The 20,880-nt window shown below is 74.6% G+C and carries 19 protein-coding genes; 7 read left to right on the top strand and 12 right to left on the bottom strand.

From position 1 onward, the window contains the following. Nucleotides 1-118: 118 nt before the first annotated feature. The 3 genes from AB0P03_RS23295 to AB0P03_RS23305 all read left to right on the top strand — a co-directional run bounded on the left by AB0P03_RS23295 (nucleotide 119) and on the right by AB0P03_RS23305 (nucleotide 2,996). Complete coding sequence (locus AB0P03_RS23295) at nucleotides 119-328, top strand: ferredoxin (protein WP_363630578.1); 210 nt, start codon at nucleotides 119-121, stop codon at nucleotides 326-328. Then, a complete protein-coding gene (locus tag AB0P03_RS23300) occupies nucleotides 318-1,685 on the top strand; it encodes an FAD-dependent oxidoreductase (RefSeq protein ID WP_363617523.1) in 1,368 nt (455 codons plus the stop codon). Before AB0P03_RS23295 ends, AB0P03_RS23300 begins: the two co-directional genes overlap by 11 nt. Nucleotides 1,686-1,778: 93 nt before the next feature. Further along, nucleotides 1,779-2,996 (top strand): cytochrome P450, encoded by a 1,218-nt coding sequence (locus tag AB0P03_RS23305; RefSeq protein ID WP_363630580.1) that lies wholly within the window; start codon nucleotides 1,779-1,781, stop codon nucleotides 2,994-2,996. 57 nt (nucleotides 2,997-3,053) lie between these two features. Here the strand turns inward: AB0P03_RS23305 and AB0P03_RS23310 are convergent, their stop codons facing one another. From AB0P03_RS23310 to AB0P03_RS23325, 4 genes are all read right to left on the bottom strand, one after another. After that, nucleotides 3,054-4,937, bottom strand: a complete 1,884-nt coding sequence (locus tag AB0P03_RS23310; protein WP_363630581.1) for a CocE/NonD family hydrolase — start codon at nucleotides 4,935-4,937, stop codon at nucleotides 3,054-3,056. Continuing rightward, a complete protein-coding gene (locus AB0P03_RS23315; RefSeq protein WP_363588458.1) occupies nucleotides 4,934-5,359 on the bottom strand; it encodes a cupin domain-containing protein in 426 nt (141 codons plus the stop codon). Before AB0P03_RS23315 ends, AB0P03_RS23310 begins: the two co-directional genes overlap by 4 nt. A gap of 150 nt (nucleotides 5,360-5,509) precedes the next feature. Further along, entirely contained in the window at nucleotides 5,510-6,244 is a 735-nt protein-coding gene (locus AB0P03_RS23320; protein ID WP_363588460.1) for a Mut7-C RNAse domain-containing protein, read from the bottom strand. A 237-nt stretch (nucleotides 6,245-6,481) separates the two neighbouring features. Continuing rightward, on the bottom strand, nucleotides 6,482-7,747 hold the full coding sequence (locus AB0P03_RS23325) for an MFS transporter (protein ID WP_363617533.1): 1,266 nt from the start codon (nucleotides 7,745-7,747) through the stop codon (nucleotides 6,482-6,484). A 328-nt stretch (nucleotides 7,748-8,075) separates the two neighbouring features. Between AB0P03_RS23325 and AB0P03_RS23330 the strand changes: the two genes are divergently transcribed. Both AB0P03_RS23330 and AB0P03_RS23335 read left to right on the top strand, forming a co-directional pair. Continuing rightward, nucleotides 8,076-10,439, top strand: coding sequence for a molybdopterin cofactor-binding domain-containing protein (locus AB0P03_RS23330; protein WP_363630583.1), 2,364 nt, complete (start codon nucleotides 8,076-8,078; stop codon nucleotides 10,437-10,439). Between the two features lie 29 nt (nucleotides 10,440-10,468). After that, a complete protein-coding gene (locus AB0P03_RS23335; RefSeq protein ID WP_363588465.1) occupies nucleotides 10,469-10,933 on the top strand; it encodes a (2Fe-2S)-binding protein in 465 nt (154 codons plus the stop codon). A gap of 53 nt (nucleotides 10,934-10,986) precedes the next feature. Here AB0P03_RS23335 and AB0P03_RS23340 read toward each other — a convergent pair whose 3' ends face one another. Continuing rightward, nucleotides 10,987-11,379 (bottom strand): hypothetical protein, encoded by a 393-nt coding sequence (locus tag AB0P03_RS23340; protein ID WP_363588467.1) that lies wholly within the window; start codon nucleotides 11,377-11,379, stop codon nucleotides 10,987-10,989. A 265-nt stretch (nucleotides 11,380-11,644) separates the two neighbouring features. Between AB0P03_RS23340 and AB0P03_RS23345 the strand changes: the two genes are divergently transcribed. Next, entirely contained in the window at nucleotides 11,645-12,901 is a 1,257-nt protein-coding gene (locus tag AB0P03_RS23345; RefSeq protein ID WP_363588469.1) for a hypothetical protein, read from the top strand. Nucleotides 12,902-12,992: 91 nt separating this feature from the next. After that, a complete protein-coding gene (locus AB0P03_RS23350; RefSeq protein ID WP_363588471.1) occupies nucleotides 12,993-14,156 on the top strand; it encodes an alpha/beta hydrolase in 1,164 nt (387 codons plus the stop codon). Between the two features lie 28 nt (nucleotides 14,157-14,184). On the opposite strand, the gene AB0P03_RS23355 is transcribed toward AB0P03_RS23350, so the two are convergent. The 7 genes from AB0P03_RS23355 to AB0P03_RS23385 form a co-directional block, all read right to left on the bottom strand. Next, on the bottom strand, nucleotides 14,185-15,231 hold the full coding sequence (locus AB0P03_RS23355; RefSeq protein ID WP_363588473.1) for a hypothetical protein: 1,047 nt from the start codon (nucleotides 15,229-15,231) through the stop codon (nucleotides 14,185-14,187). Further along, the gene (locus tag AB0P03_RS23360) at nucleotides 15,228-16,184 is read right to left on the bottom strand and encodes an ABC transporter ATP-binding protein (RefSeq protein WP_363588475.1); all 957 of its coding nucleotides are present in this window, start codon (nucleotides 16,182-16,184) and stop codon (nucleotides 15,228-15,230) included. Before AB0P03_RS23360 ends, AB0P03_RS23355 begins: the two co-directional genes overlap by 4 nt. A 31-nt stretch (nucleotides 16,185-16,215) precedes the next feature. Further along, nucleotides 16,216-16,623, bottom strand: coding sequence for a GntR family transcriptional regulator (locus tag AB0P03_RS23365; RefSeq protein WP_063350485.1), 408 nt, complete (start codon nucleotides 16,621-16,623; stop codon nucleotides 16,216-16,218). Between the two features lie 93 nt (nucleotides 16,624-16,716). Further along, nucleotides 16,717-18,108: a DUF2079 domain-containing protein gene (locus tag AB0P03_RS23370; RefSeq protein WP_363630584.1), complete on the bottom strand. Its 1,392-nt coding sequence runs from the start codon at nucleotides 18,106-18,108 to the stop codon at nucleotides 16,717-16,719. A 161-nt stretch (nucleotides 18,109-18,269) separates the two neighbouring features. Then, nucleotides 18,270-18,872 (bottom strand): TIGR03086 family metal-binding protein, encoded by a 603-nt coding sequence (locus AB0P03_RS23375; RefSeq protein WP_363588479.1) that lies wholly within the window; start codon nucleotides 18,870-18,872, stop codon nucleotides 18,270-18,272. 195 nt (nucleotides 18,873-19,067) lie between these two features. Further along, nucleotides 19,068-19,817: an SDR family oxidoreductase gene (locus AB0P03_RS23380; RefSeq protein ID WP_363630609.1), complete on the bottom strand. Its 750-nt coding sequence runs from the start codon at nucleotides 19,815-19,817 to the stop codon at nucleotides 19,068-19,070. A gap of 300 nt (nucleotides 19,818-20,117) precedes the next feature. Continuing rightward, the gene (locus AB0P03_RS23385; protein ID WP_363588481.1) at nucleotides 20,118-20,873 is read right to left on the bottom strand and encodes a transglycosylase family protein; all 756 of its coding nucleotides are present in this window, start codon (nucleotides 20,871-20,873) and stop codon (nucleotides 20,118-20,120) included. Between the last annotated feature and the right edge of the window lie 7 nt (nucleotides 20,874-20,880).

Here is a 20,880-nt window from a genome sequence, read left to right on the forward strand (position 1 = left end):
CTGGCCCCCGGCGTTCCCCGGCGGCCACTCTCCGCGACCGCTCCCACGGAGCAGTACCGGGCGCGCGGCCGCTCCGGCGGCGGTAGGACGGACACAGACGTGCCCGGGAGGAGAGACCGTGAAGATCGTCGTCGACCTCAACCGCTGCCAGGGCTACGCGCAATGCGCGTTCCTCGCTCCCCGAGTGTTCGAGCTGCACGGGGAGGAGGCCCTGCTCTACACCCCGCAGGCCGCCGAGGACCAGCGTGACCGCGTCCGACGGGCCGTCGCGGCCTGCCCGGTGCAGGCCATCCTGGTCGAGGAGGAGGGCCGGTCCGATGTCCGATGACCTCAAGAACGGCCGGATCGTCATCGTCGGCGCCTCGCTGGCCGGCCTGCGCGCCGCCGAGACGCTACGGGACGAGGGCTTCGCCGGGCAGCTGACCGTGGTCGGCGAGGAACGCCTTCCCCCGTACGACCGGCCGCCCCTGTCCAAACAGGTGCTGCTCGGGCGGGTGCGCGCCGAGGAGACCGCGCTGCCCCGGCGCCGCGAAGTGGACGCGCAGTGGAAGCTCGGCGTCCGCGCCACCGGTGTGGACGGGGCCGGCAGGCAGGTCCTGCTCGCGAACGGCGAGCAGCTGCCCTACGACCGGCTGCTGATCGCCACCGGCACCCGGGCCAGGCCCTGGCCGAAGGCCGAGCAGGCCGCACTCGACGGGGTGTTCACCCTGCGCACCGCCGAGGACGCGGCCGGCCTGGCCGAGCGGCTGGACGCCGGCCCGAAGCGGGTGCTGGTGATCGGCGCCGGGTTCACCGGCTCCGAGATCGCCTCCGCCTGCCGGGAGCGCGGCCTGGCGGTGACCGTCGCCGAGCGCGGCCCCGCCCCGCTGGTCGGGGCCCTCGGCGGGGCCTTCGGCGCCCTCGCGGCCAAGGTCCAGCTCGCCCACGGCGTCGACCTGCGCTGCGGGGTGACCGTCTCCGCGCTGACCGGCCGAGCGGGCCGGCTCACCGGCGCCGAGCTCTCCGACGGCACCCGGATCGAGGCGGACGTCGCCGTGGTCGCCCTGGGCGCCGTCCGCAACACCGAATGGCTGGCCGAGTCGGGGCTCGCCGCCGGTCCGCGCGGGGTGGCCTGCGACGCGGGCTGCCGCGCCTTCAACATGTACGGGATCGTCACCGACGACGTCTTCGTCGCGGGCGACGTCGCCCGCTTCCCGCACCCCCTCTTCGAGTACCAGCTGCTCTCCCTCGAACACTGGGGCAACGCGGTCGCGCAGGCCGAGGTGGCGGCGCACAACATGGTCAGCCCGGGGCCGCAACGGCGGCCGCACCTGAGCGTCCCCTCCTTCTGGTCCAGCCAGTTCGGGCTCAACATCAAGTCCGTCGGCGTGCCCACCTTCTCCGACCACGTGGTCCTCGCCCAGGGCTCGGTCGAGGAGCGCCGGCTCGTCGCGGTCTACGGGTACCGGGGCCGGATCACGGCCGCCGTCAGCGTGAACCGGGCCAAGTGGCTGGAGCACTACCAGCGGCTGATCGAGGCCGCCGCGCCGTTCCCGCCCGACTGGGACGGCGTGGAGCCGCCCGCCTCCCGCATCCCGGTCCCCTCCGACGTGCCCGACCCGAAGGTGCTCTCGCACGGCCCGACCGTCGCCCTCACCGGCCACCTGCCCGACCGGCGGCTGACCCTGCGGCGCTGGGGCGGCTGAGCCCACCCGCCACCGCTCGACGGGCGCACGCCCACCGGGCCCCGCCGCCCGTCGAGGACCACCACCTCCGCCACCTCCGAGGAGCCACCGCGCATGGCCGCCGCCGACACCCTGTTCCGCCGGATCACCGACTACGCCAACCGCGCCGACCCCTACCCCCTGTACGCCGAGCTCCGCGACCACGGCGTGGCCCGCCAGGACGACGGCAGCTACCTGGTCGGCACCTACCACGAGGTCGCCGCGCTGCTGCACGACCCGAGGATCAGCTCGGACCGCCGCAACCGCACCGTCCCGGACGAGATGCAGGGCAGCGTCCCGGTCGCCTTCATCGGCCGGGACGACCCCGAGCACGAACGGCTGCGCAACATCGCCATGCGGCCCTTCGGCCCGCCCCACGCGCCCGACCGGGTCGACGCCATGCACGACGAGATCGCGCGGATCACCGGGGAACTGGTCGACGGGCTCCGGGGCCGCGACCGGATCGACCTGGTCGAGGACTTCGCCTACCCGCTGCCGGTCACCGTCATCTGCCGGCTGCTCGGCGTGCCGCGCGAGGACGAGCCGCGGTTCCACGCCTGGTCCGAGACGCTGATCGCGGGCTTCGACCCCACTCCCGACAGCGATCCGGCCGAGCGCCAGCGCGCGGCCACGCAGGCCCGGATGGAGATGGGGCTGTACCTCGGCGAACTCGCCGAGAGCCGCCGGGGCAAGCCGTCCGACGACATGCTCTCCGCCTTCGTCAACGACCCCGGCCCGTCGGGCGGCTTCACCCAGACGGAGCTGATGGCCACCGCGGTCCTGCTGCTCATCGCCGGGCACGAGACGACCGTCAACCTGATCACCAACGGCGTGCTCACCCTGCTGCGCCAGCCGGAAAGCCTGGAACTGCTGCGCGAAAAGCCGGAGTTGATGCCGCGCGCGGTGGAGGAGCTGCTGCGCTACGAACCCCCGGTCCAGCTGTTGCCGCAGCGCACCGCGCTCACCGACATCGAGGTCGCCGGGGTCACCATCCCCAAGGGCGCGCCGCTGATCCTGGTGCTCGCCGCCGCCAACCGGGACCCTCTGCGGTTCCAGGAGCCCGACCGCTTCGACCCGACCCGCCCGGACAACCAGCACCTCGGATTCGGCAGCGGCGTGCACAGCTGCTTCGGCGCACCGCTCGCCAGAGTCGAGGCGCAGCTCGCGCTCACCGCGCTCATCCACCGCCTGGACGGCCCCCGGCTGCTCCAGGACCCGCCCGAGTACCGGCGCAGCCCCGTCCTGCGCGGGCCCCGGCACCTGCCGCTCGCGCTGTCCGGGGTCAGGGACTGAGCGGCCCGGGCCCGGGAGGCGGCATCGGCCTCCCGGGCCCGGGCGCGTTCGGCGGCGCTACGGGGTGCCGCGCACCACCGGCAGCTCCAGGAAGGACGGGTCGGCTCCGCCGTGCCCGATCCGGTAGCTCGCCCGGCCGTCGGCCGGGAGCAGTTGGAAGGAGTCCGGGTTGGCGGCGGCGACCGTGAGCCGGATCCGCTCGCCGGCCCGGAAGAGCACCGCGACGGGTTGCAGGTCGATGGTGACCCGACGGGCCCGGCCCTGCGGGAAGGGCGCCGCGTCGGTGGCCGCGTAGCTGCGGGGCGTGCGCAGCCGGCGCCAGTCGGGGTTGTCGTCCCGGTCGGCCACGGCCCGGTCGGCGAGGGCGAGTTGGCCCTCGGTCAGGTAGGTGACCCGGCCGTCGGGGGCGACGTCCTCCAGGTAGACGTGCAGGGCGCCCTGGGCGGTGCCGTCGAGGCCGGTGACGTCGAGCGTGACGCGGCCGTTGCCGGTCACCCGGGTGTCGCCGGTCAGCGGCGGGGTGGTGTAGCTGAGGAGCTTGGCGTCCACGGCGGCCCGGTCGGGGTAACTGACCTGGTTGCCGGTGAGGTTGGTGTTCCAGCGGTCCAGCGGGCCGGTGCCGGCGGTGGGGTCGAGGCGCAGCAGGTCGGCGCCGGGGCGGTCGTCCGGATCGGGCCGTCGGCGGCTGAGCGTGGTGTCCTCGCCGAGGTAGAGCCGCTGCGGGCGGGTGCCGGGCAGCGGCCAGCGGGTGGTGGTGCGCCAGACGCCCTCGTTGAAGGTGTAGTAGTGCAGGTGCCGGGTGCCGTCGGGGCGGCCGTCGGCCCGTACGTAGCGGTCGAAGAAGTCGAACGTCCGCTGGGCGATCTGGGCGCGTTCCTGGTCGGTGAGGTGGCGGGCGGGCTGGAAGGGGTCGGCGAGGTAGCCCTGGCCGTGGCTCCACGGGCCGATCCAGGCGTCCTGGGTGTTGGAGAGGCCGGTGAACTGGGAGAGCACGCCGTTGGCGGTGCCCGCGTCGAGCCAGCCGGCGTCGGTGAGCACGGGGACGCCGCCGGCCTCGACGGCGTCGGCCTTCTCGCCGACGCTGCCGACCGTCCAGCTCTTCGGGCCGTCCTGGTAGTCGCGGTACACGCCGGCCTCGGCCATGTCGACCAGGTTGGCGTTGCCCGTGTGCTCGGCGCGCGCGGCGGCGAGCAGGGCCGGTCCGTCCGGGCCGTCGACCGGCCGGGGCACGGCGCCGGTCAGGCCGGTGGCCGCGCAGGCCTGCCGGGTCTGCTCGTCGGTGTCGCAGGTGGTGCCGCCGGCCTGGTCGAGGATGCGCAGCAGCAGCGCGTACGGGGCGATCCGGGGCTCGATGAGCAGGCCGCCGGGGCGTACCAGGTCCTCGTACGGGTCGAAGTCGTAGGAGATCGGGGCTGCGGCGGTGATGTGGTGGTTGCCGAGGGCGGTGGCGAGCATCGCGGTGTCGCCGCCGTAGGAGACGCCGGTGGTGCCGACCCGGCCGTTGGACCAGGGCTGGGCGGCGATCCAGTCGCTGAGCGGGCCGCTGTCGGCGACGGTGTCGGCGCCGAGTTCGGAGCTCAGGGTGCCGAAGGAGGCGCCGGTGCCGCGCAGGTCGGCGACCACGTAGGCGTAGCCATGGGCGTTCCAGCCGTCGGCGTCGCTGCTGCGGCCGCCGTTGCCGGGTGCGCCGGGGTAGACCCGGGCCCGCCAGTAGCGCTGGGTGACCAGGACGGTGGGCAGGTTCGCACCGTCCCTGGTGCCCTCGGGCAGCCAGACGTCGACGGCGAGGCGGACGCCGTCGGGCATCGTCACGTAGCGCGACTGGAGGTGCGGCTCGGCGGCCGGGGCGGCCGCGGCGGGCGCCACGGCGAGTCCGAGCACGGCCGCGGCCGCGACCAGCGCCGCCAGCGGGCGGCGCGGGATCCCCCCTGCCCGGCTCACCGGGAGGTCGCCTTCCAGGGGCCGTCCTCGGGCCTGGCCTCGGTGTCGGTGCCGGGCCAGGGCGGCATGGTGACGGCGGCGATCCGCAGCGGCCGGTCGGCGTCCTCGTCGGCCCGGAACTGGAACGCCGTACCGAGCGGGATCGAGGCCGCCGTCCCGGGCACGAGCCGGACGGTCTCCTCCCGCCCGCCCTGGCGGCGCCACAGCTCCCCGGCGCCCTCGACGACCTGCCACAGCTCCTGCACGGTGGCGTGCGACACCGCGTGCGACACCTGCCCGGGGGCGAGCTCGAACACCGCGAGGCTCCCCTGTCCGTCCAGGACCAGCAGCGGGAACACCGCGGCCCCGTCCGGTGCGGTCACCACCTGGACGTCACCGACGTCCGCTGTCTGGAACGGTTGCTGCACTGGCTGACTGCTCATCCGACCCGGCCTCTCTCACGTCACGGAGTACCTTGGTCCCGCCCCCCACCGCCGATGAGAACACGCCTCGGCGCCCGGCCGCCACCCTGAGATGTCCCGTAGTTCGACGCGCCGGTCCCGCGCCGGTCCGACGGTGGCCCCGCGCCGGTCTCAGCCGCCGGCGGACGTGCCGAACTCGCGGAGGGCGTCGGTGACGATCGCGTCCAGCCGGGCGTGGTGGGCGCCGCGCCAGTAGGCCTGGCCGCAGTCGACGCACTGGGCGAAGACGTCGTAGGAGCGCTCGGTGCCGTCCCGCAGCTGCTCGCGCACCGAGGTCTTGTCGGCCTCGCGCAGCGTGCCGTTGCAGGTGGTGCAGCGGCTCCACGGATCGAGCGGGGGCGCGAAGCGGGAGAGCACGTCGCGCAGCTGCTCGTTGGGGCGGTGGCTGTAGACGTAGGCGCCGGCCCACAGTTCGCGGCGGCGCAGCAGGCCCCGGTCGCGCGAGAGCAGGACGCGCTGCTCGGCGGCGGAGCGGGCGGCGAGCGCGGCGTCGCCGATGTCCGGGTTCTCGTAGGCGGCGTCGACGCCGAGCAGGCGCAGTCGGCGGGTGAGGGTGCCGAGGTGGACGTCCAGCAGGAAGCGCGGCGGGGCGGGCGAGGGCTGCGGCCGGTCCACGGCCCGGACGGTGACGTGTTCCTCGTCGACCGGCACGTGCGACCCGGGCACCGGCCGGCCGTCCACCAGCAGGGTGCCGACCTCGGTGAGCGGGACGCCCAGGGACTCGACGACATGGCCGAGCGTCGAGGTGCCGTCGGTGCGCAGCGCCGAGCGGCCGGCCCGCCGGGGCCCGGAGACGAAGAGGTGCAGCTCGGGGGCGAAGTCGAGCCAGATCTGGGGTCGGTCCACGCGGCCAGCATGCCAGCGGGCGGCGGCCCGGGCCACCGGTTTCCGGTCAGCCGTCGGAGCATTCTCGGGCGGGCTCGCGGCGGCGGCGGCCGGCGCGGGCCCCGACCGGGGCTGAGCAGCCGGTTCGGGGCGGCGCGCAGGGGCGTCGAGGAGGGGCGTCGAGGAGGGCGCCGGGTCGACGGGAAAGCCGGTGCGAAGGGCACCGGGCCGGCGGAGAAGGCCGGTGCGGGGGGGCCGCTACGGGACTGCGACAGCGGAGGTGACCGGCGCCGGGCGGCCCCGGTCGCGGTCCCGCTCGGCCCAGCGGACGACCGGCCCCATCGCGTACCCGGCCGCCAGGAAGAGGCCGCCCAGGACGAGCCAGCCCGCGAGCCCGCCGTCCAGCAGCAGGGTGGTCAGCAGCAGCGGCCCGAGGGTGCGGGCGACGGCCACGCCGGTGCCGAAGAAGCCCTGGTACTGGCCGATCCGCTCGGGCGGGGCGAGGTCGAAGCTGATCTGCCAGGAGCCCGCCGACTGCCGCATCTCGCCGATCACCTGGAGGACGGAGGCCACCACCAGCAGCGCGGCGACCGCCCACACCGGGACGTCCAGGGCCGACAGGCCGAACACCGCGCAGGAGGCGAGCAGCACCAGCCCGGCCGAGCGGACGGCCCGTGCGGCCGGGCCCAGGCCGGTGACGCCGCGCGCCGCCCGGACCTGGAAGGCCAGCACGGCCAGGGTGTTGAGGACGAACAGGGCCGAACCGAGCCAGCCGATCCCGGGCGCCCGGTCGGCGATCCAGAGCGGGATGACCAGGCTGAGCAGCGGCATCCGCAGCAGCAGCACGGTGTTGACCAGCGCGACGGCGGCGTACCGGCGGTCGCGCAGGACGGCCAGCCGGGGCCCGGCGCCCGACCGGGCCGGGGCGGGCGGGGCTTCGGGCAGCCGCAGCAGGATCAGCGCACCGGCCAGGAAGCCGAGCGCCGTCACCACGAAGGCGCCGAGGAACGCGGCCCGGGTGCCGACGGTGAGCGCGATGCCGCCGATGGCGGCGCCGACGGCCAGCCCCCCGTTGAGGGTCGACTGGAGGTGGGCGAGCAGCCCGGTGCGCTGGGCGGGCGGCACCAGGGTGGCGACCAGCGCCTGCCGGGCGGCGGTGAGCCCGGACTGCGTCGTGGCGTAGAGGCAGACCGCGACCAGGAACGGCCCGTAGGAGCGGACCACCAGGAAGGCGGCGACCACCACCGCCGTGGCCAGGGCGAGCGCCACGGCCGTCCGGCGCGGGCCGCGGCGGTCGGCGAGGGCGCCGAGCGGGACGCCCGCCAGCGCGCCGAGCGCCCAGGCCACGGCGAGGCCGGCACCGAGGGCGGTCGCCGACATGCCGACGACGTGGGTGAAGTAGAGCGCGGAGCAGGTGTAGTAGGCGCCGTCGCCGACGGAGCTGGCCAACTGGGCTGCGGCGAGGGTCCGTTGGGGCCCCGGGGGCGGGATGAGGGCGGGCGCCGGGGCGCTGCTGGTCGACACGGGTCTCCTGGCTGGGGGCGGCGCGCGGGCCGGGTGTTCGCAACGGTTCGCGGCCCAGCCTAGGCAGGAGGCGGACCGGCGGTAAGGTCCAGTGATCGCGGAACTCCTTGGTCCACTTCCGGGCCCCACCGCACCGGCGGGCGAGCGCTGAACCCCCGTACGACGGCGGCGAATCGCTCCTCCCGCGGGCCCGGAACCGGCCCCGGCCGTACCGCCGCCGCGCCCTCCGTACCCGCTCCGAATCCGCCTCGCCCAGCGGCCTTCGGGCGTCACCGACCCCGCCGAAGGGCCAAGTTTTGCCGTATTGACCGGTCAGTAACGCCCTCCTATGCTCAACGGCATTCGCGATCCGGCACCGGGCCCGACGCCGCCGTGCCCGCCCGATCCGCCGCCGTCATCGGCTCGAAGGGCTCTTCCCATCAGCACCTCCATCGCCCGCTCGGACGACACCGGCCACCCGGGCGACGCACGGGACGGCGCCGGCACCCGCCGCCGCCGTTTCCTCACCTACCTGCTGGCCGCCCCGACCCTCACCGTCGGCGCCCGGCTCGGCCTCGACGCCGCCGCGCCCGCCACCGCGCGGGCCGCCGTCCGCGCCGCCGCGGCCGCCCAGGACGCCGCCGCCCCCTCGCAGTTGATCGGCCTGCCCGGCATCCCGGACATCCTCGACCTCGGCGACGCGCTGATCGTCGCCGGCCTGCCGACCTCGCACCTGCTCGTCCTGGAACTCACCGCCGCCGGGCGCGCCCTGCTGCACCTGCCCCGGCTGGAGGTCGGCCAGGGTCTCACCACGGCCATCGCGATGCTCGTCGCCGAGGAACTCGACGCCCGGATCGGCGACGTGGACGTGCCGCTCTCCGACGGCCGCCCCGAACTGCTCTTCAACCAGCTGACCGGCGCCTCCAACTCGGTGCGCTCGCTGTACGACCCGGTGCGCGCCGCGGCCGCCGCCGCCCGCGCCCGGCTGGTGACCGCCGCAGCGCGGCGCTGGAACGTTCCGGCAGACACCCTGCGCACCGCCGACTCCGCCGTCCTCGCCCCCGACGGCCGCCGCGCCGGCTACGGCGACCTCGCCACCGAGGCCGCCGCCGTCGCCCTCCCCGCCGTGTCCAGCTCCCCCAAGACCGCCGACCGGTTGCGCCTGGTCGGCCGGCCCACCGGCCGGATCGACGCCCGCGACATCGTCACCGGCCGCGCCAAGTACGCCGGGGACCTCGCGATCCCGGGCGCCGTCCCCACCGTCGTCGCCCGCCCGACCACCATCAACGGCACGCTCAGGACCCTGGACGCCTCGGCCGCCCGCACCATGCCCGGCGTGCTCGGCGTGGTCCGGATCCCCAGCGGCGTCGCCGTCCTCGCCGAGACCTTCGACCAGGCGCTCAAGGCCCGCGACGCGCTGCGCACCTCCTGGAACCCGGGCCCGGTCGCCAACCTCTCCACCCCCGACATCCGCGCCCAACTGCGCGCCGCCCACGCGCCGTTCCTCATCCCCCCGCTGCTCACCCAGTACCTGGACGGCGAATTCGACTTCGCCTTCGTCAACCACGCGCCGATGGAGGTGCTGACCGCCATCGCCGACGTACGGCCGAACCGGGCCGAGCTGTGGTTCGCCGCGCAGACGCCGATCGTCGCCCAGCAGGCCATCGCCGCCGAACTCGGCCTCCCGCAGGACGCCGTGACCGTCCACGTGGTGCGCGGCGGCGGCTCGTTCGGCCGGCGGCTGTTCTTCGACGCCGCCCTGGAGGCCGCCCAGATCTCCAAGGCCGCGGGCCGACCGGTCAAACTCATGTGGACGCGCAACGACGACATGCGCCACGGCCGGATGCGCCCGGCCAGCCACCACCGGATCCGGGCCACCTACGCGCTCGGCCAGGTGCTCAGCTACGAGCACCGCGTCGCCACCGTCAAGACCGACTTCCGGCACGGCCTCGGCGAGATGCTCACCGCCGCCGGCTTCAACCTCTCGCTCGCCGGGCTCAGCCTCGCCCAGGCCTTCTTCCTGCTCAGCGAGAAGAACCCGTACAACGTCGGCATCCCCACCCAGCTGCTCGCCGAAGTGCCGCTGGACGTTCCCACCGGCAGCTGGCGGTCGGTCTACTCCGGCACCGTCCGGGTCGCCGACGAGATCATGATGGACGAACTCGCCCGCCGGATGGGCCAGGACGCCGTCGCGTTCCGCCGCGCCCGGCTGCGCAGCGCCGTCGGCCGGGCCGTCCTCGACACCGTCGCCAAGGCCGGCGGCTGGGGCCGCCCGATGCCCCCCGGCCACGCCCAGGGCATCGGCTACCACGACGAGAACAGCGGGTGCGCCGCCTACCTCGTCGAGCTCGACGCCACCGACCCGGCCGACCCCCGGGTCACCAAGGCCGTGATCGCCGCCGACGTCGGCCGGGTCATCAACCCCCGGGGCCTGGAAGCCCAGCTGACCGGAGCCCTGATCGACGGCATCTCGGTCATCCTGCAAGCCGGCAACCACATCGACAACGGGGCCGTGCGCGAGGGCAGTTACTCCGACTTCCGGTACGCCCGGCAGCGGCACACCCCGCCGGCCGTCGAGATCCACCTCATGCCGCCGAGCGGAGCGCCCGGCGGCGCCGGCGAGCTGGGCGTCCCGGCGGCCTCCGCCGCGGTCGCCAACGCCTACGCGCGCGCGACCGGCACCAGCCCGCGCTCCTTCCCGATCAACTTCTGACTCCCCCAGCCAAGGAACTCCACCACCCCATGCCCACCCACACCTTCGCCCTCAACGGGCACCCCGTCACCGTCGAGGCCCCGGACGACATGCCGCTGCTCTGGGTGCTGCGCGACAAGCTCGGCGTCACCGGCCCCAAGTACGGCTGCGGGGTGGGCGTCTGTCGCGCCTGCACCAGCCACCTGGACGGCGAGGAGTTCCAGCCCTGCACCCGCTCCGTCAAGGACTGCGAGGGCCACCGCGTCACCACCATCGAGGGCCTGGCCGACGGCGACACCCTGCACCCCGTCCAGGAGGCCTGGCTCGGCTGCGACGTCGCCCAGTGCGGCTTCTGCCAGCCGGGCCAGATCATGACCGCCGTCGCCCTGCTGCGCCGCACCCCGAACCCGACCGACGCGGACATCGACCAGATCCAGAACATCTGCCGCTGCGGCAGCTACCCGCGCATCCGCGAGGCCATCAAACAGGCGGCGGCCCGGCAGGTGTCCGGCTGACGGCACGCCGCCCCGCCCGGGGCGCGGGCGGGGCGGACGGGTTCAGCCGGTCGTCAGCACGCCCGCAGGCCGTTGTGGAAGTACCAGTTGCCGTCGGCGTACGCGCCGTAGACGTAGGCCGGTCCGAAGAAGTTGCCGTTCGTCCCGCCCACCTGGTACCAGACGTTGCCCTGGCTGTTGATGTCCTCGCCCCTGATCCAGCACTCGATGTAGATCTCGTCGGACGACCACGTGTACGACCCCAGGTCGCCGGCGACCTTGGCCGTCCAGGAGTACTGCTGCGCGTAGACGCCCACACCGTGGCCGCTCGCGTGGTAGCGGAGCGCGTACCAGCCGTCGGCGAACGCGCTGCCCTCCGAGACGCCCACCGCGCCGGCGGCCAGCGCCACCACGGCCGCCGCGGTCGCGCCACGGCGGCCGATCTTCTTGAGGATGCCCTTGGCCATGTCGATTCCCCTGTTCGGTCGGACCGTTGCGCCGCCCCGTTGGCCGCGGCGACTGGGACAGCTGACCCGACTTCCCACGGTGTTCGGTACCGCCTGACGGAAACTGACAACACCTGACACCGGCCGACGCCCGCCCCGAACACCCCGTCCTGCCAACCGGAGTCCGTCGATCACGTAACGCCGCAGCCACGCGTCACTATGATCCGTACGCGACAAGCACACACCGGTCGCCGTTGGATCTGACATCTGACAACAGGGGGACGCCATGGCGGAACAGGAGTCACAACCCGCGGAGAGCGAACAGGCCCCGAGCGCGGCGGAGGCCCTCGCCGCCGACCTGCGCCGGCTGCGCCTGGGGGCGGGCCAGCCCTCGTTCCGCACGATGGCGAAGACGGCCGGCTCCATCTCCCACACCACGCTCCACGAGGCGGCCTCCGGCTCGCGCCTCCCGTCCTGGACCACGACCAGGGCCTACGTCCGGGCCTGCGGCGGCGACGAGGCCGAGTGGCACCGCCGGTGGACCGCCGCCGCCGACGAGGGGGCGGCCCCACCGGCCTCGCCGATCCCACCGGTCGAGCCCTCGGAGCTGCCGGTCGCCGCGAACACCACGGCCGACACCCCGGCCGACGCCAGGGCCGACCGCACGGCCGCCTCCGCCGCCGAGCCCCCGGCCGCACCGGGCCGGAGCCGCCGCCGGATCTGGACCCACGCGTTCTGCCTGCTCCTCGGCGTGGCGCTCGGCGTCGGCAGCACGCTCGGCGTGGTCGGCTTCCGCGCGCCGAACGCCCAGCCCCCGTCCGCGCACGGCTGCCCGTCCGGGGACACCGAGTCCGCGCCCGCCGAAGCGGCCGCCCGCCCCGCGCCGGGCCCGCGGCCGGCGGCGGCACGCACGGCCGCCGACGACGGCGCACCGTCCTGGGCCTCTCGGATCGCCTTCGACCAGCAGGCCGTCTCCAGTACCGAGATCGTCCTTCCGGTGCTCTCCCCCGTCACCCCGGGTGACGCCCTGGTGGTCACGATGATGCTGACCAGCACCTGTCCCGGCGCGGTCACGGTCACCGACAGCCGGGGCGACCGCTTCCGGATCGTCGGGGACGTCACCGACTCGCTCCGGCACCGGGTGCTGATCCTCGCGGCCTTCGGGGCGTCCGCGCTGACCGCGGAGGACTCGATCCGCGTCGCCCACCCGCGGGCGAGCAAGTACCACGTCGCCGTCGACGAGTTCCGCGGCGTCTCCGCCGTCCGGTCGGTCGGCCGCGCCTCCGGTGACGCCGGCGGGACGACCTTCTCCACCGCGGCCAACGCCGCCGCCTGCGCGCCGGGCGACCTCCTGGTGGGCACGGTCGGCAGCAACAGCGGCAGCGCCCCCGAGTTCGGCACCAGTTGGACCAACTTGCCCGCCCTGCGGCTCTCCTCCTACCGCCTCACCACCGCCCACCGGATCGCGACGGATCCGGACCACTGCGCCGCCACCGGGCAGACCACCTCGCAGTGGGGCGCCGTCCTCGCCGTCCTGCGCTGACCGCCCCCACCGCTCCGCCACCCCTGGCCCGGCCGGTCCGGACCACTTAGGCTGACCGCACCTCAACCACCCCACCACCGAGGGATGCTGAATGATCAGGCGCCGTTCACTGCTGGCACTCGCGGGCCTGGGCGGCGCCGCAGCCCTGCTGCCCACCGGGCCCGCCCAGGCCTCTCAGACCAATACCGCTCAGACCGCCCGGCCGCGCACCATCGACCTGCCCGCCCCCACCACCGGTCGCCCGGTCGGCACGACCACCCTGCACCTGGTCGACCGCGATCGCCCGGACCCGTTCGTGCCCGCCGCCGGCCCGCGTGAGCTGATGGTGCAGCTCTGGTACCCGGCACGCGCCACCGCCGGCCGCCCCCGCGCGCCGTACACCACGCCCCGGGTCGCCGCCGCCATCGATCAGCGCCTGCCGCTGGATCCGGGCACCATCGCGGCCGTCCGCCCCACCGCCCGTACCGACGCGCCCGCGCTCCCCGGCCCGCTCCCCCTGCTGCTGCTCGGCCACGGCCGCACCGGCTTGCGCAGCAACTGCACCGCGCTGGCCGAGGAACTGGCCGCCCACGGCTACCTCGTCGCGTCGGTCGACCACACCTACGACGCCCTCGCCGTCGAGTTCCCGGACGGCCGGCTGGTGCGCACCGTGCTGGAGGACGAGCCGGCCGACTGGGAGGCCTCCGAGCGCCGCGAGATCGCCGCCCGGGTCGCCGACCTCCGCTTCGTCACCACCGAACTGACCGAGCGCCAGGACCGTTTCCGCGTCGACGGGGGCCGGATCGGCGCGCTCGGCCACTCGATGGGCGGCTCGGCTGCCGCCGAGGCGATGCGTCAGGACGAGCGGTTCCGGATCGGCCTCAACCTCGACGGCGGCCTGTTCGGCTCGCCCGTTCCTGACCTCGGCCTGGACCGGCCCTTCCTCCTGCTCACCTCCCTCGCCGACCACGAGACCTGGCAGCGCTGGCGCAGCCACCAGCACGCCTGGGGGAGGCAGTTGCACACCTTCGGCGCCGGCCACCTCAGCTTCACCGACCTGCCGCACGCCGCCCTCCCCGGCAACCTGCCGGGCCACCTCCCCGCCGACACCTACGCCGCCCTGCTCGGCACCATCGCCCCCGCCCGGGCGACCGCGCTCACCCGCGCCTACACCCGGGCGTTCGCCGACCACTTCCTCCGCGGCCGCCCCGCGCCCCTCCTCGACGGCCCGTCACCGCGCTTCCCGGAGGTCGAACTCCGCTGGAGCCGCGACTGACGCCCGGCCGGGGCCGCGACCTCGGACGTCAGGCCCGCCGGGTCGCCCGCAGCGAGTTGCCGTCCCGCCGAACCCGGAGGAAGAGCACCGTCAGCGCCACGACGGTGAGCGTCACCAGGATCCCGGTCTCGACGAGCTGGATCGGCACGAAGTGCCCGACGGGGTGGTACTCGATCCAGTTGCTCGTGGCATCCTCGCAGCCCTTCGTCCGATCGCCGTCCCAGCAGAACTCGTTCGAGGCCCACCGGCCGTCCTGGAGCACGACCCCGCGGTCGATCAGCCACGCGTTGTTGGGCTGCCCGAAATAAACGCCGCGCGGGGCCAGCTCCCTGACCGACGGGTAGAAGGAGGCGCGGTTCCACCGGAGCAGGCCGTGGACGACCGCCAGCAGCACGCCGGTGGCCAGGACCGAGGCCACCGTGCGGCGCAGCAGCTGCCCGACCAGCAGGCCCAGCACCAGCGCGAACAGCGACCAGGCGACCGGCACCACCCCGAGGACGGGGTAGGTGAGGCCCTGGAACGGCGGATCGAAGGTGAACGGGCGGCCGCCGATGTCCGCGCGCCACACCCAGGTCGCCAGGACGGCGAGCACCGCACCGGCGGTCAGCACCGCCAGTGCGGGCAGGGCGATCCGCGCGGTGAGCCAGCGCAGCGGGCTGACGGACTGGGTCCAGGCGAGGCGGACGGTTCCGCGCTCGTACTCCTGGGCGAGCATCGGGGCGCCGAGGAACATGCCGATCAGCAGGGGGACGGCGGCCAGGGCCGGCTGGAGCCACATCGTGTACAGGTAGGTGCGGCGGGTGATGGGCGCGACCATGCCCTGGCAGCCGGCGTTGGACCAGCTGACGATCTCGGAGCACTCGGCCCGGCGCAGATCCGCCATCAGCGGCTGGAGGGAGAAGTGCAGCCACAGCAGGGTGGCCGACGCGGTGACGACCAGGGCGGCGATCGCCCAGAGCGCGGTGCGGCTCTGGCGCCAGCTCAGCCAGATCAGGCCGCCCGGGCGGGGCGCGGTCCGCGGCTCGCGCGGTGGCGCCGCGGTGGTGGCGCGGTCGGCCAGGACGTTGGTGCTCATGCGGCGATCCCGTTCTCGGTCGTCTGGGCCTGCGTGCCCGGTCCGGTGGCGGCCCGGGCGGTGCCGGCCGGGGTCCGGAGGTAGCCGAGCAGCAGCTCCTCCAGGCTCGGCCGGCCGCTCTCCCACGGGCCGTCCACCGGATCGCCGGTGCGGACCAGCGCGTCGATCCGGCGGCCGGTGGAGCGCTGTTCGACCAGGACGCCCTCGGGGAGCGCGCTGCCGGCCGGGCCGGTGAGCAGCTGGTGTCCGTCCAGCAGGTCCTCCACGTCGCCGCAGAGCCGGATCCGCCCGGACTGCACCAGCAGCAGGTAGTCGATGACGCCGTCCAGCTCGGGGATGATGTGCGAGGAGACCACGATGGTGGTGCCGCGCTCGGCGGCCTCGGCCATCAGGGTGCCCATCAGCTGGTGCCGGGCCAGCGGGTCGAGGTCGGACATCGGCTCGTCGAGCAGCAGCAGGTCGGGGCGCTTGCCGAGGGCGAGCGCCAGGGCGACCCGGGTGCGCTGGCCGCCGGAGAGCGAACCGATCTTCACCCTCATCCTCAACTCGCCCTGATCTATGACCCGTTGAGCGAGGTCCTGGTCCCAGGACGGGTTCAGCTCCCGGCCGAGCCGCAGGGTCTCGGCCACCGTGAAGCCGGGGTAGAGCGGCTTGTCCTGGGCCACGTACGCGACCCGGGCGCGCAGGTCCTCGGTGGTGGCGGGCTGACCGAACACCCGCAGCTCGCCCTCAGTGGGGGTGAGCAGACGGGCGGCGATGCCGAGCAGGGTGCTCTTGCCCGCACCGTTGGGGCCGGCCACCCCGCAGATCCGCCCGGCCGGGACGGCGAACGTGCAGTCACGCAGCGCCCACTCGCCCCGGTAGCGCTTGCCCAGGGCGTCGGCCGCGAGCGCCGCCGGGGCCTCCGGCGCCGCCGCCGCCGCTGCCGCTGCCGGTGCCGGTGCTGTGTTCATCGGGTCGTCCACCCGGTCCCCCCACTGTCCTCTAACTCGGTGTTTCCGGGGAGACCCCGGTGTCGAATCGCTGCTCCAGAACGGAGGCCATCAGCGCGGCGATGTCCTCACGCTCCAGTCCGACCTCGCGGGCCCGGTCCACCCAGCCGACCAGGTCCGCGCGCAACGGCCCGTCGGCGGCCGCCTCCGGCCGGGCGAGCGAGCGCCGGACGAAGGTGCCGAGCCCCGGCCGGGGCTCGACCAGGCCCTCGCGTTCCAGTTCGCGGTAGGCCTTCAGCACGGTGTTCGGGTTGATCGCGGTCAGCTCGACGACCTCCCGCGCGGTCGGTAGCTTGTCCCCGGGCTGGAGCAGCCCGAGCCGCAAGGCCTGCTTGGTCTGCTGAACGATCTGCTGGTAGGTGGAGACGCCGCTGCGCCGCTCGATGCGGTACTCGATCACACGCGATTCGACCTTTCACTAGTCCAATAGTGGAATAGTGACCCACTGCGGCACCCGGGTCAAGCCGGACCGGGGGCCCGGCGATGCGGACGATCAGGGCCGTCGCAGCAGCAGGAGGGAGTCCTGGTCGACGACCCGCCGGTAGCCGAGCTGCTCGTACTCGACCAGCATCCGGGCGGTGTCGGCGGTCGCACACGGGGCCTGCACGCTCGGGTCCGTCCGGTCCACGACCACCCACTCGGGCCCCGGCCCGGTCGGCGCCTGGCAGACCAGGGTGACGGTGGCCCGGCCGGTCAGCTGCGCGGCGAGGCGGTTGGAGGCGGCGACGGCCGCGCCGTCGGGTATCGAGCCGAGCAGCGCCCGGGTGTACGCGAGCCGGGGCGAGGTGCGCCACGCCTCGGGCATCACCACCTCGTGCAGCGGATAGACCGGCACCGTCACGGCCGCCACCAGGGCGCTGACGGCGAGCGCGTGCCGCGCCCGGCGCGGGTCGGTGCGGGTCAGGGCGTCCACCAGCGCGGCGATCACCAGCGGCATCAGCACCGCGCTGTAGTGGTAACTGACGCCCCAGTAGTGCGGGTTGGCCGAGAGCAGCCGCCAGCCCAGGGTGGGCACGCAGAGCAGGACCAGCGGCGAGCGCAGCCCGAGGAAGCCCGCGGTGGCGGCGAGCAGGAAGAGCAGCAGCCACTTGATCGGGGGCCAGCCGATCCGGGCCGCCAGGGACCAGGGCGAGGGCCGCCCGCCGCCGTCCAACTGCTGCCAGTAGTCGAACCCGCCGTGCGGGTTGAACGAGGGCAGCACCACCGTCACGGTGAGCACGGTGGCCGCGACCCCGACGCCCGCGAGCACGAGCCCCGGCAGCGGGCCGCGCCGGCCGCACCCGCCCTGGCGGGCCCGCCAGGCGATCAGCAGGCCGAAGGTGGCCACGGTCAGGCCCAGGTCCTCCTTGACCAGCAGCAGCGGCAGCGACCACAGCGCCGCGGCCAGGTGGCGGCGCCGACCGAGCGCGGCGGCTGCGAAGGCCAACAGCGGTACGGCGAAGGCGATTTCATGGAAGTCGTCACTGACGGCCCGGACGATCCCCCAGGACGCCCCGGTCACGCATCCGATCACCAGGGCGACCCGCGGCCCGCCCGCCTCGTACGCCCACCGGGTGAGCGGCACGACCGCCAGCGCCATCAGCAGCGCCTGGGCGACCAGCAGGGTGACGGCCCCCGGGAACAACCGGTAGACCGGAGCGAGCACGGCGATCAGCGGGTGGAAGTGGTCCCCGAGCAGGTGGTAACCGGGCCCCTTGAGCGGCACGATCGGCGCCTGCCCGTGCGCGTACGCGCGGATGGCCTGCTCGAAGATGCCCAGGTCGTAGGCCTTGCTCAGGCCGCGCCGGTAGCGGTTGACGGCGACGCAGGTGTAGAGCGCGGCGAACCCCGCGGCCAGGCCCCAGGCCAGGACGGCAGGTCGACGCGGCGGACGGAACAGACGCATCGGCAAAGTACCCTTTCACTATTCGATTAGTGGAAGGGTGGTGGAAGGGCACACCGCCGTCAACCCCGGTCCGACCGCGCCGACCGGGCCTCCGACCTGCCCGGATGCGGTCCGCTAGGCGGCTGATGTGGAGCCTGTGGAGCCCGCCGGCTCCGTGGGACTCAGGACCGCACGGCCTCCGGGTCGCGGCCGAAGAAGCCGGCGAGCCGGTCGTACGGCGGGGCGTCCTCCGGAACGGCGACCTCGGGACCGAAGGCGTGCTGCTCCTCCTCGGCGCCGCGGTACCCGGGCGTGAGGGCGCCGCGGGCCCAGGCCAGGGCGGCGAGAGCCACCTCATGGTCCAGCCCCTCGGTGGACTGGTCGGTGGCATGGGCCAAGTCCCAGTCGTGGACGGCGAATTCGGCGATCTGCTGGTCCACCGGGAAGCGGGCCGGCAGGGCGCCGACGCCGGGGACCTCCAGCGTGCCGGTGAGGTCGCCCGCCGCCCGCCAGGCGTCGACCAGTTCCTCGGCGCCGGCCTCGAAGGCGTGCAGCCAGTCCTCCTCCACCCGCTCGAAGGGCTGCGACCAGTCCGGCTGCCCGCCCCCGGCCCGGACGGTGAACTGCCGCAGGTCGAACAGCAGATGGCTGACCAGGTCGCCGACGTCCCAGGAGCGGCAGGCCGTCGGGTGCCCAGCCAGCTCGACGCCGACACCGTCGATCAGCCCGGCGGTCTGCGCGAGCGCCCGGGCGAGCAGGTCGATCGGGTCTTCCGCTGCGGTCATGGCACACCTCTCGGTCGGGAGCGCGTCGCCGGCGTGGCCGGGTGCGGTCGGGAGCACCGCTCGGACCGGGCGATCGTAAACGCGTCCGTCGACGACCGCCCGCCACGACACCGGCCCGGTGGTCGCACCACCGGGCCGGTCTCCGTACTGCGACGTGCCGCGAGCTGTCAGGCCTGAACTGTCAGGCCCGAACTGTCAGGCCGCGAACCCGCCGTCCACCGCGAGCTCCGCGCCCGTGACGTACTGGCCGTCCTCGCCCGCCAGGTAGGCGACGGCGGCGGCGACGTCCGCGCCCGCGCCGAAGCGGCCGAGTGCGGTCAGGCTGTTCTGGAGCTCGGCGGCCTCACCGTCCGCCGGGTTCATGTCGGTGTCGATCGGGCCGGGGTGGACCACGTTCGCGGTGATCCCGCGCGGGCCGAGCTCCCTGGCCAGCGCCTTGGTCAGGCCGATCATCGCCGCCTTGCTGAGTGAGTAGACGGTGGCGCCGGGGAAGGCGACCCGCTTGGCGATGCAGCTGCCGATGGTGACGATCCGCCCGCCGTCGGCCAGGTGCGCGGAGGCGGCCTGGGCGAACAGGAACGGCGCCCGGACGTTCACCTCCAGGACCCGGTCGACGTCGTCGAGCGCCAGGTCACCGATCGGGCCGAGGACACCGACGCCCGCGTTGTTCACCAGGACGTCCAGCCGCCCGAACCGCTCCGCGACCTCCGCGACCACGGACTGCACCGCCTGCGGGTCGGCGCAGTCCGCGCGGACCGCCCAACCGCGGCGCCCCATCGCGGTGATCTTCGCCGCGACCTCCTCGGCCCGCTCGGCCCCGCCCTGATAGGTCAGGGCGACGTCGGCACCCTCCTCGGCCAACCGTAGCGCGACCGCCGCCCCGATCCCCCGGCTGCCGCCGGTCACCAGGGCCACCTTGCCGTCGAGCTTCGCCGCACCGTTCATCGTCATATCTCCAGAACTCCTCATTCGGATGTGATCCGACTCGTTCCGATCAGAACCCCCGGTTCCGATCTCGGACATGACTCGATCCTGGGCCTCGGCGCCGGAAAGCTCCGGCGGTATTCAGACGTCGCGTTCAACCTTCAACTATCTCCCGAAGCGCCCGCGCACACGGCCTCACGCCCGCTCGCACGCCCCCTCCCCTCGTGCCTGGCCCTCTCTCGCACCCGACCCCGGAAACGCGCCGGGCCGAACGGCCGGCCCCGGGGAGGGGCGGCCGCTCGGCGCGGGTGTGCGGAGGTGTCAGACGGTCAGGGTCTGGCCCGGGAAGATGAGATCCGGGTCGCCGCCGATGGTGCGGGCGTTCTTGCCGTACAGGTTGCCGGTGTCGGTACCGAACTTGGCCGCGATGCCGCTCAGCGTGTCGCCGCTCCTGACGGTGTAGCCGCCACCGGAGGTGTTCTTCTCCGAGGACGGCGCCGACTGCGCCGGCTTGGCCGACTGCTGCGGCTTCGACGCCTCCTGCTGCTTCGGCGCCGGCTTGCTCTTCGGCGCCTGCGGGGCCTGCGGCGCCTGGGTCTTGGGCGTCTTGGCCTTGGGCGCCGGCTTGGCAGCCGGCTTCGAGGGTGCGGTGTCGGTGGTGTCGACGGCGGCCGGGGCGCCGCCCTTGCTCAGGCCCGCCTTGGCCGAGCAGACCGGCCACGCCCCGGGCCCCTGCGAGGCGAGGACCTTCTCGGCGACCGTGATCTGCTCCGCCTTGCTGGCCTGGTGGGCCTGGGGGGCGTAGGCGGTGCCGCCGTACGCCCTCCAGGTGCTGGGGGTGAACTGCAGTCCGCCGGAGAAGCCGTTGCCGGTGCTGATGCTCCAGTTGCCGCCGCTCTCGCACTGGGCGACGGAGTCCCAGCTGGAGGTGGGCGCGGCGGAGGCCGAGGTGGCCGTGACGAGGCCGGCCACCGGCAGGGCCGCGACGGCGGCGCCCGCGACGACCGCCATCCGCACGCGGTTGCGCTTGGTGGCGGTGGTGTCGGTGGCAGCGGCGGTCTCGTGACGGGAAGTCATATAAGTC

Source organism: Kitasatospora sp. NPDC088779, assembly GCF_040685395.1.
In the GTDB taxonomy this organism is placed as follows: domain Bacteria; phylum Actinomycetota; class Actinomycetes; order Streptomycetales; family Streptomycetaceae; genus Kitasatospora.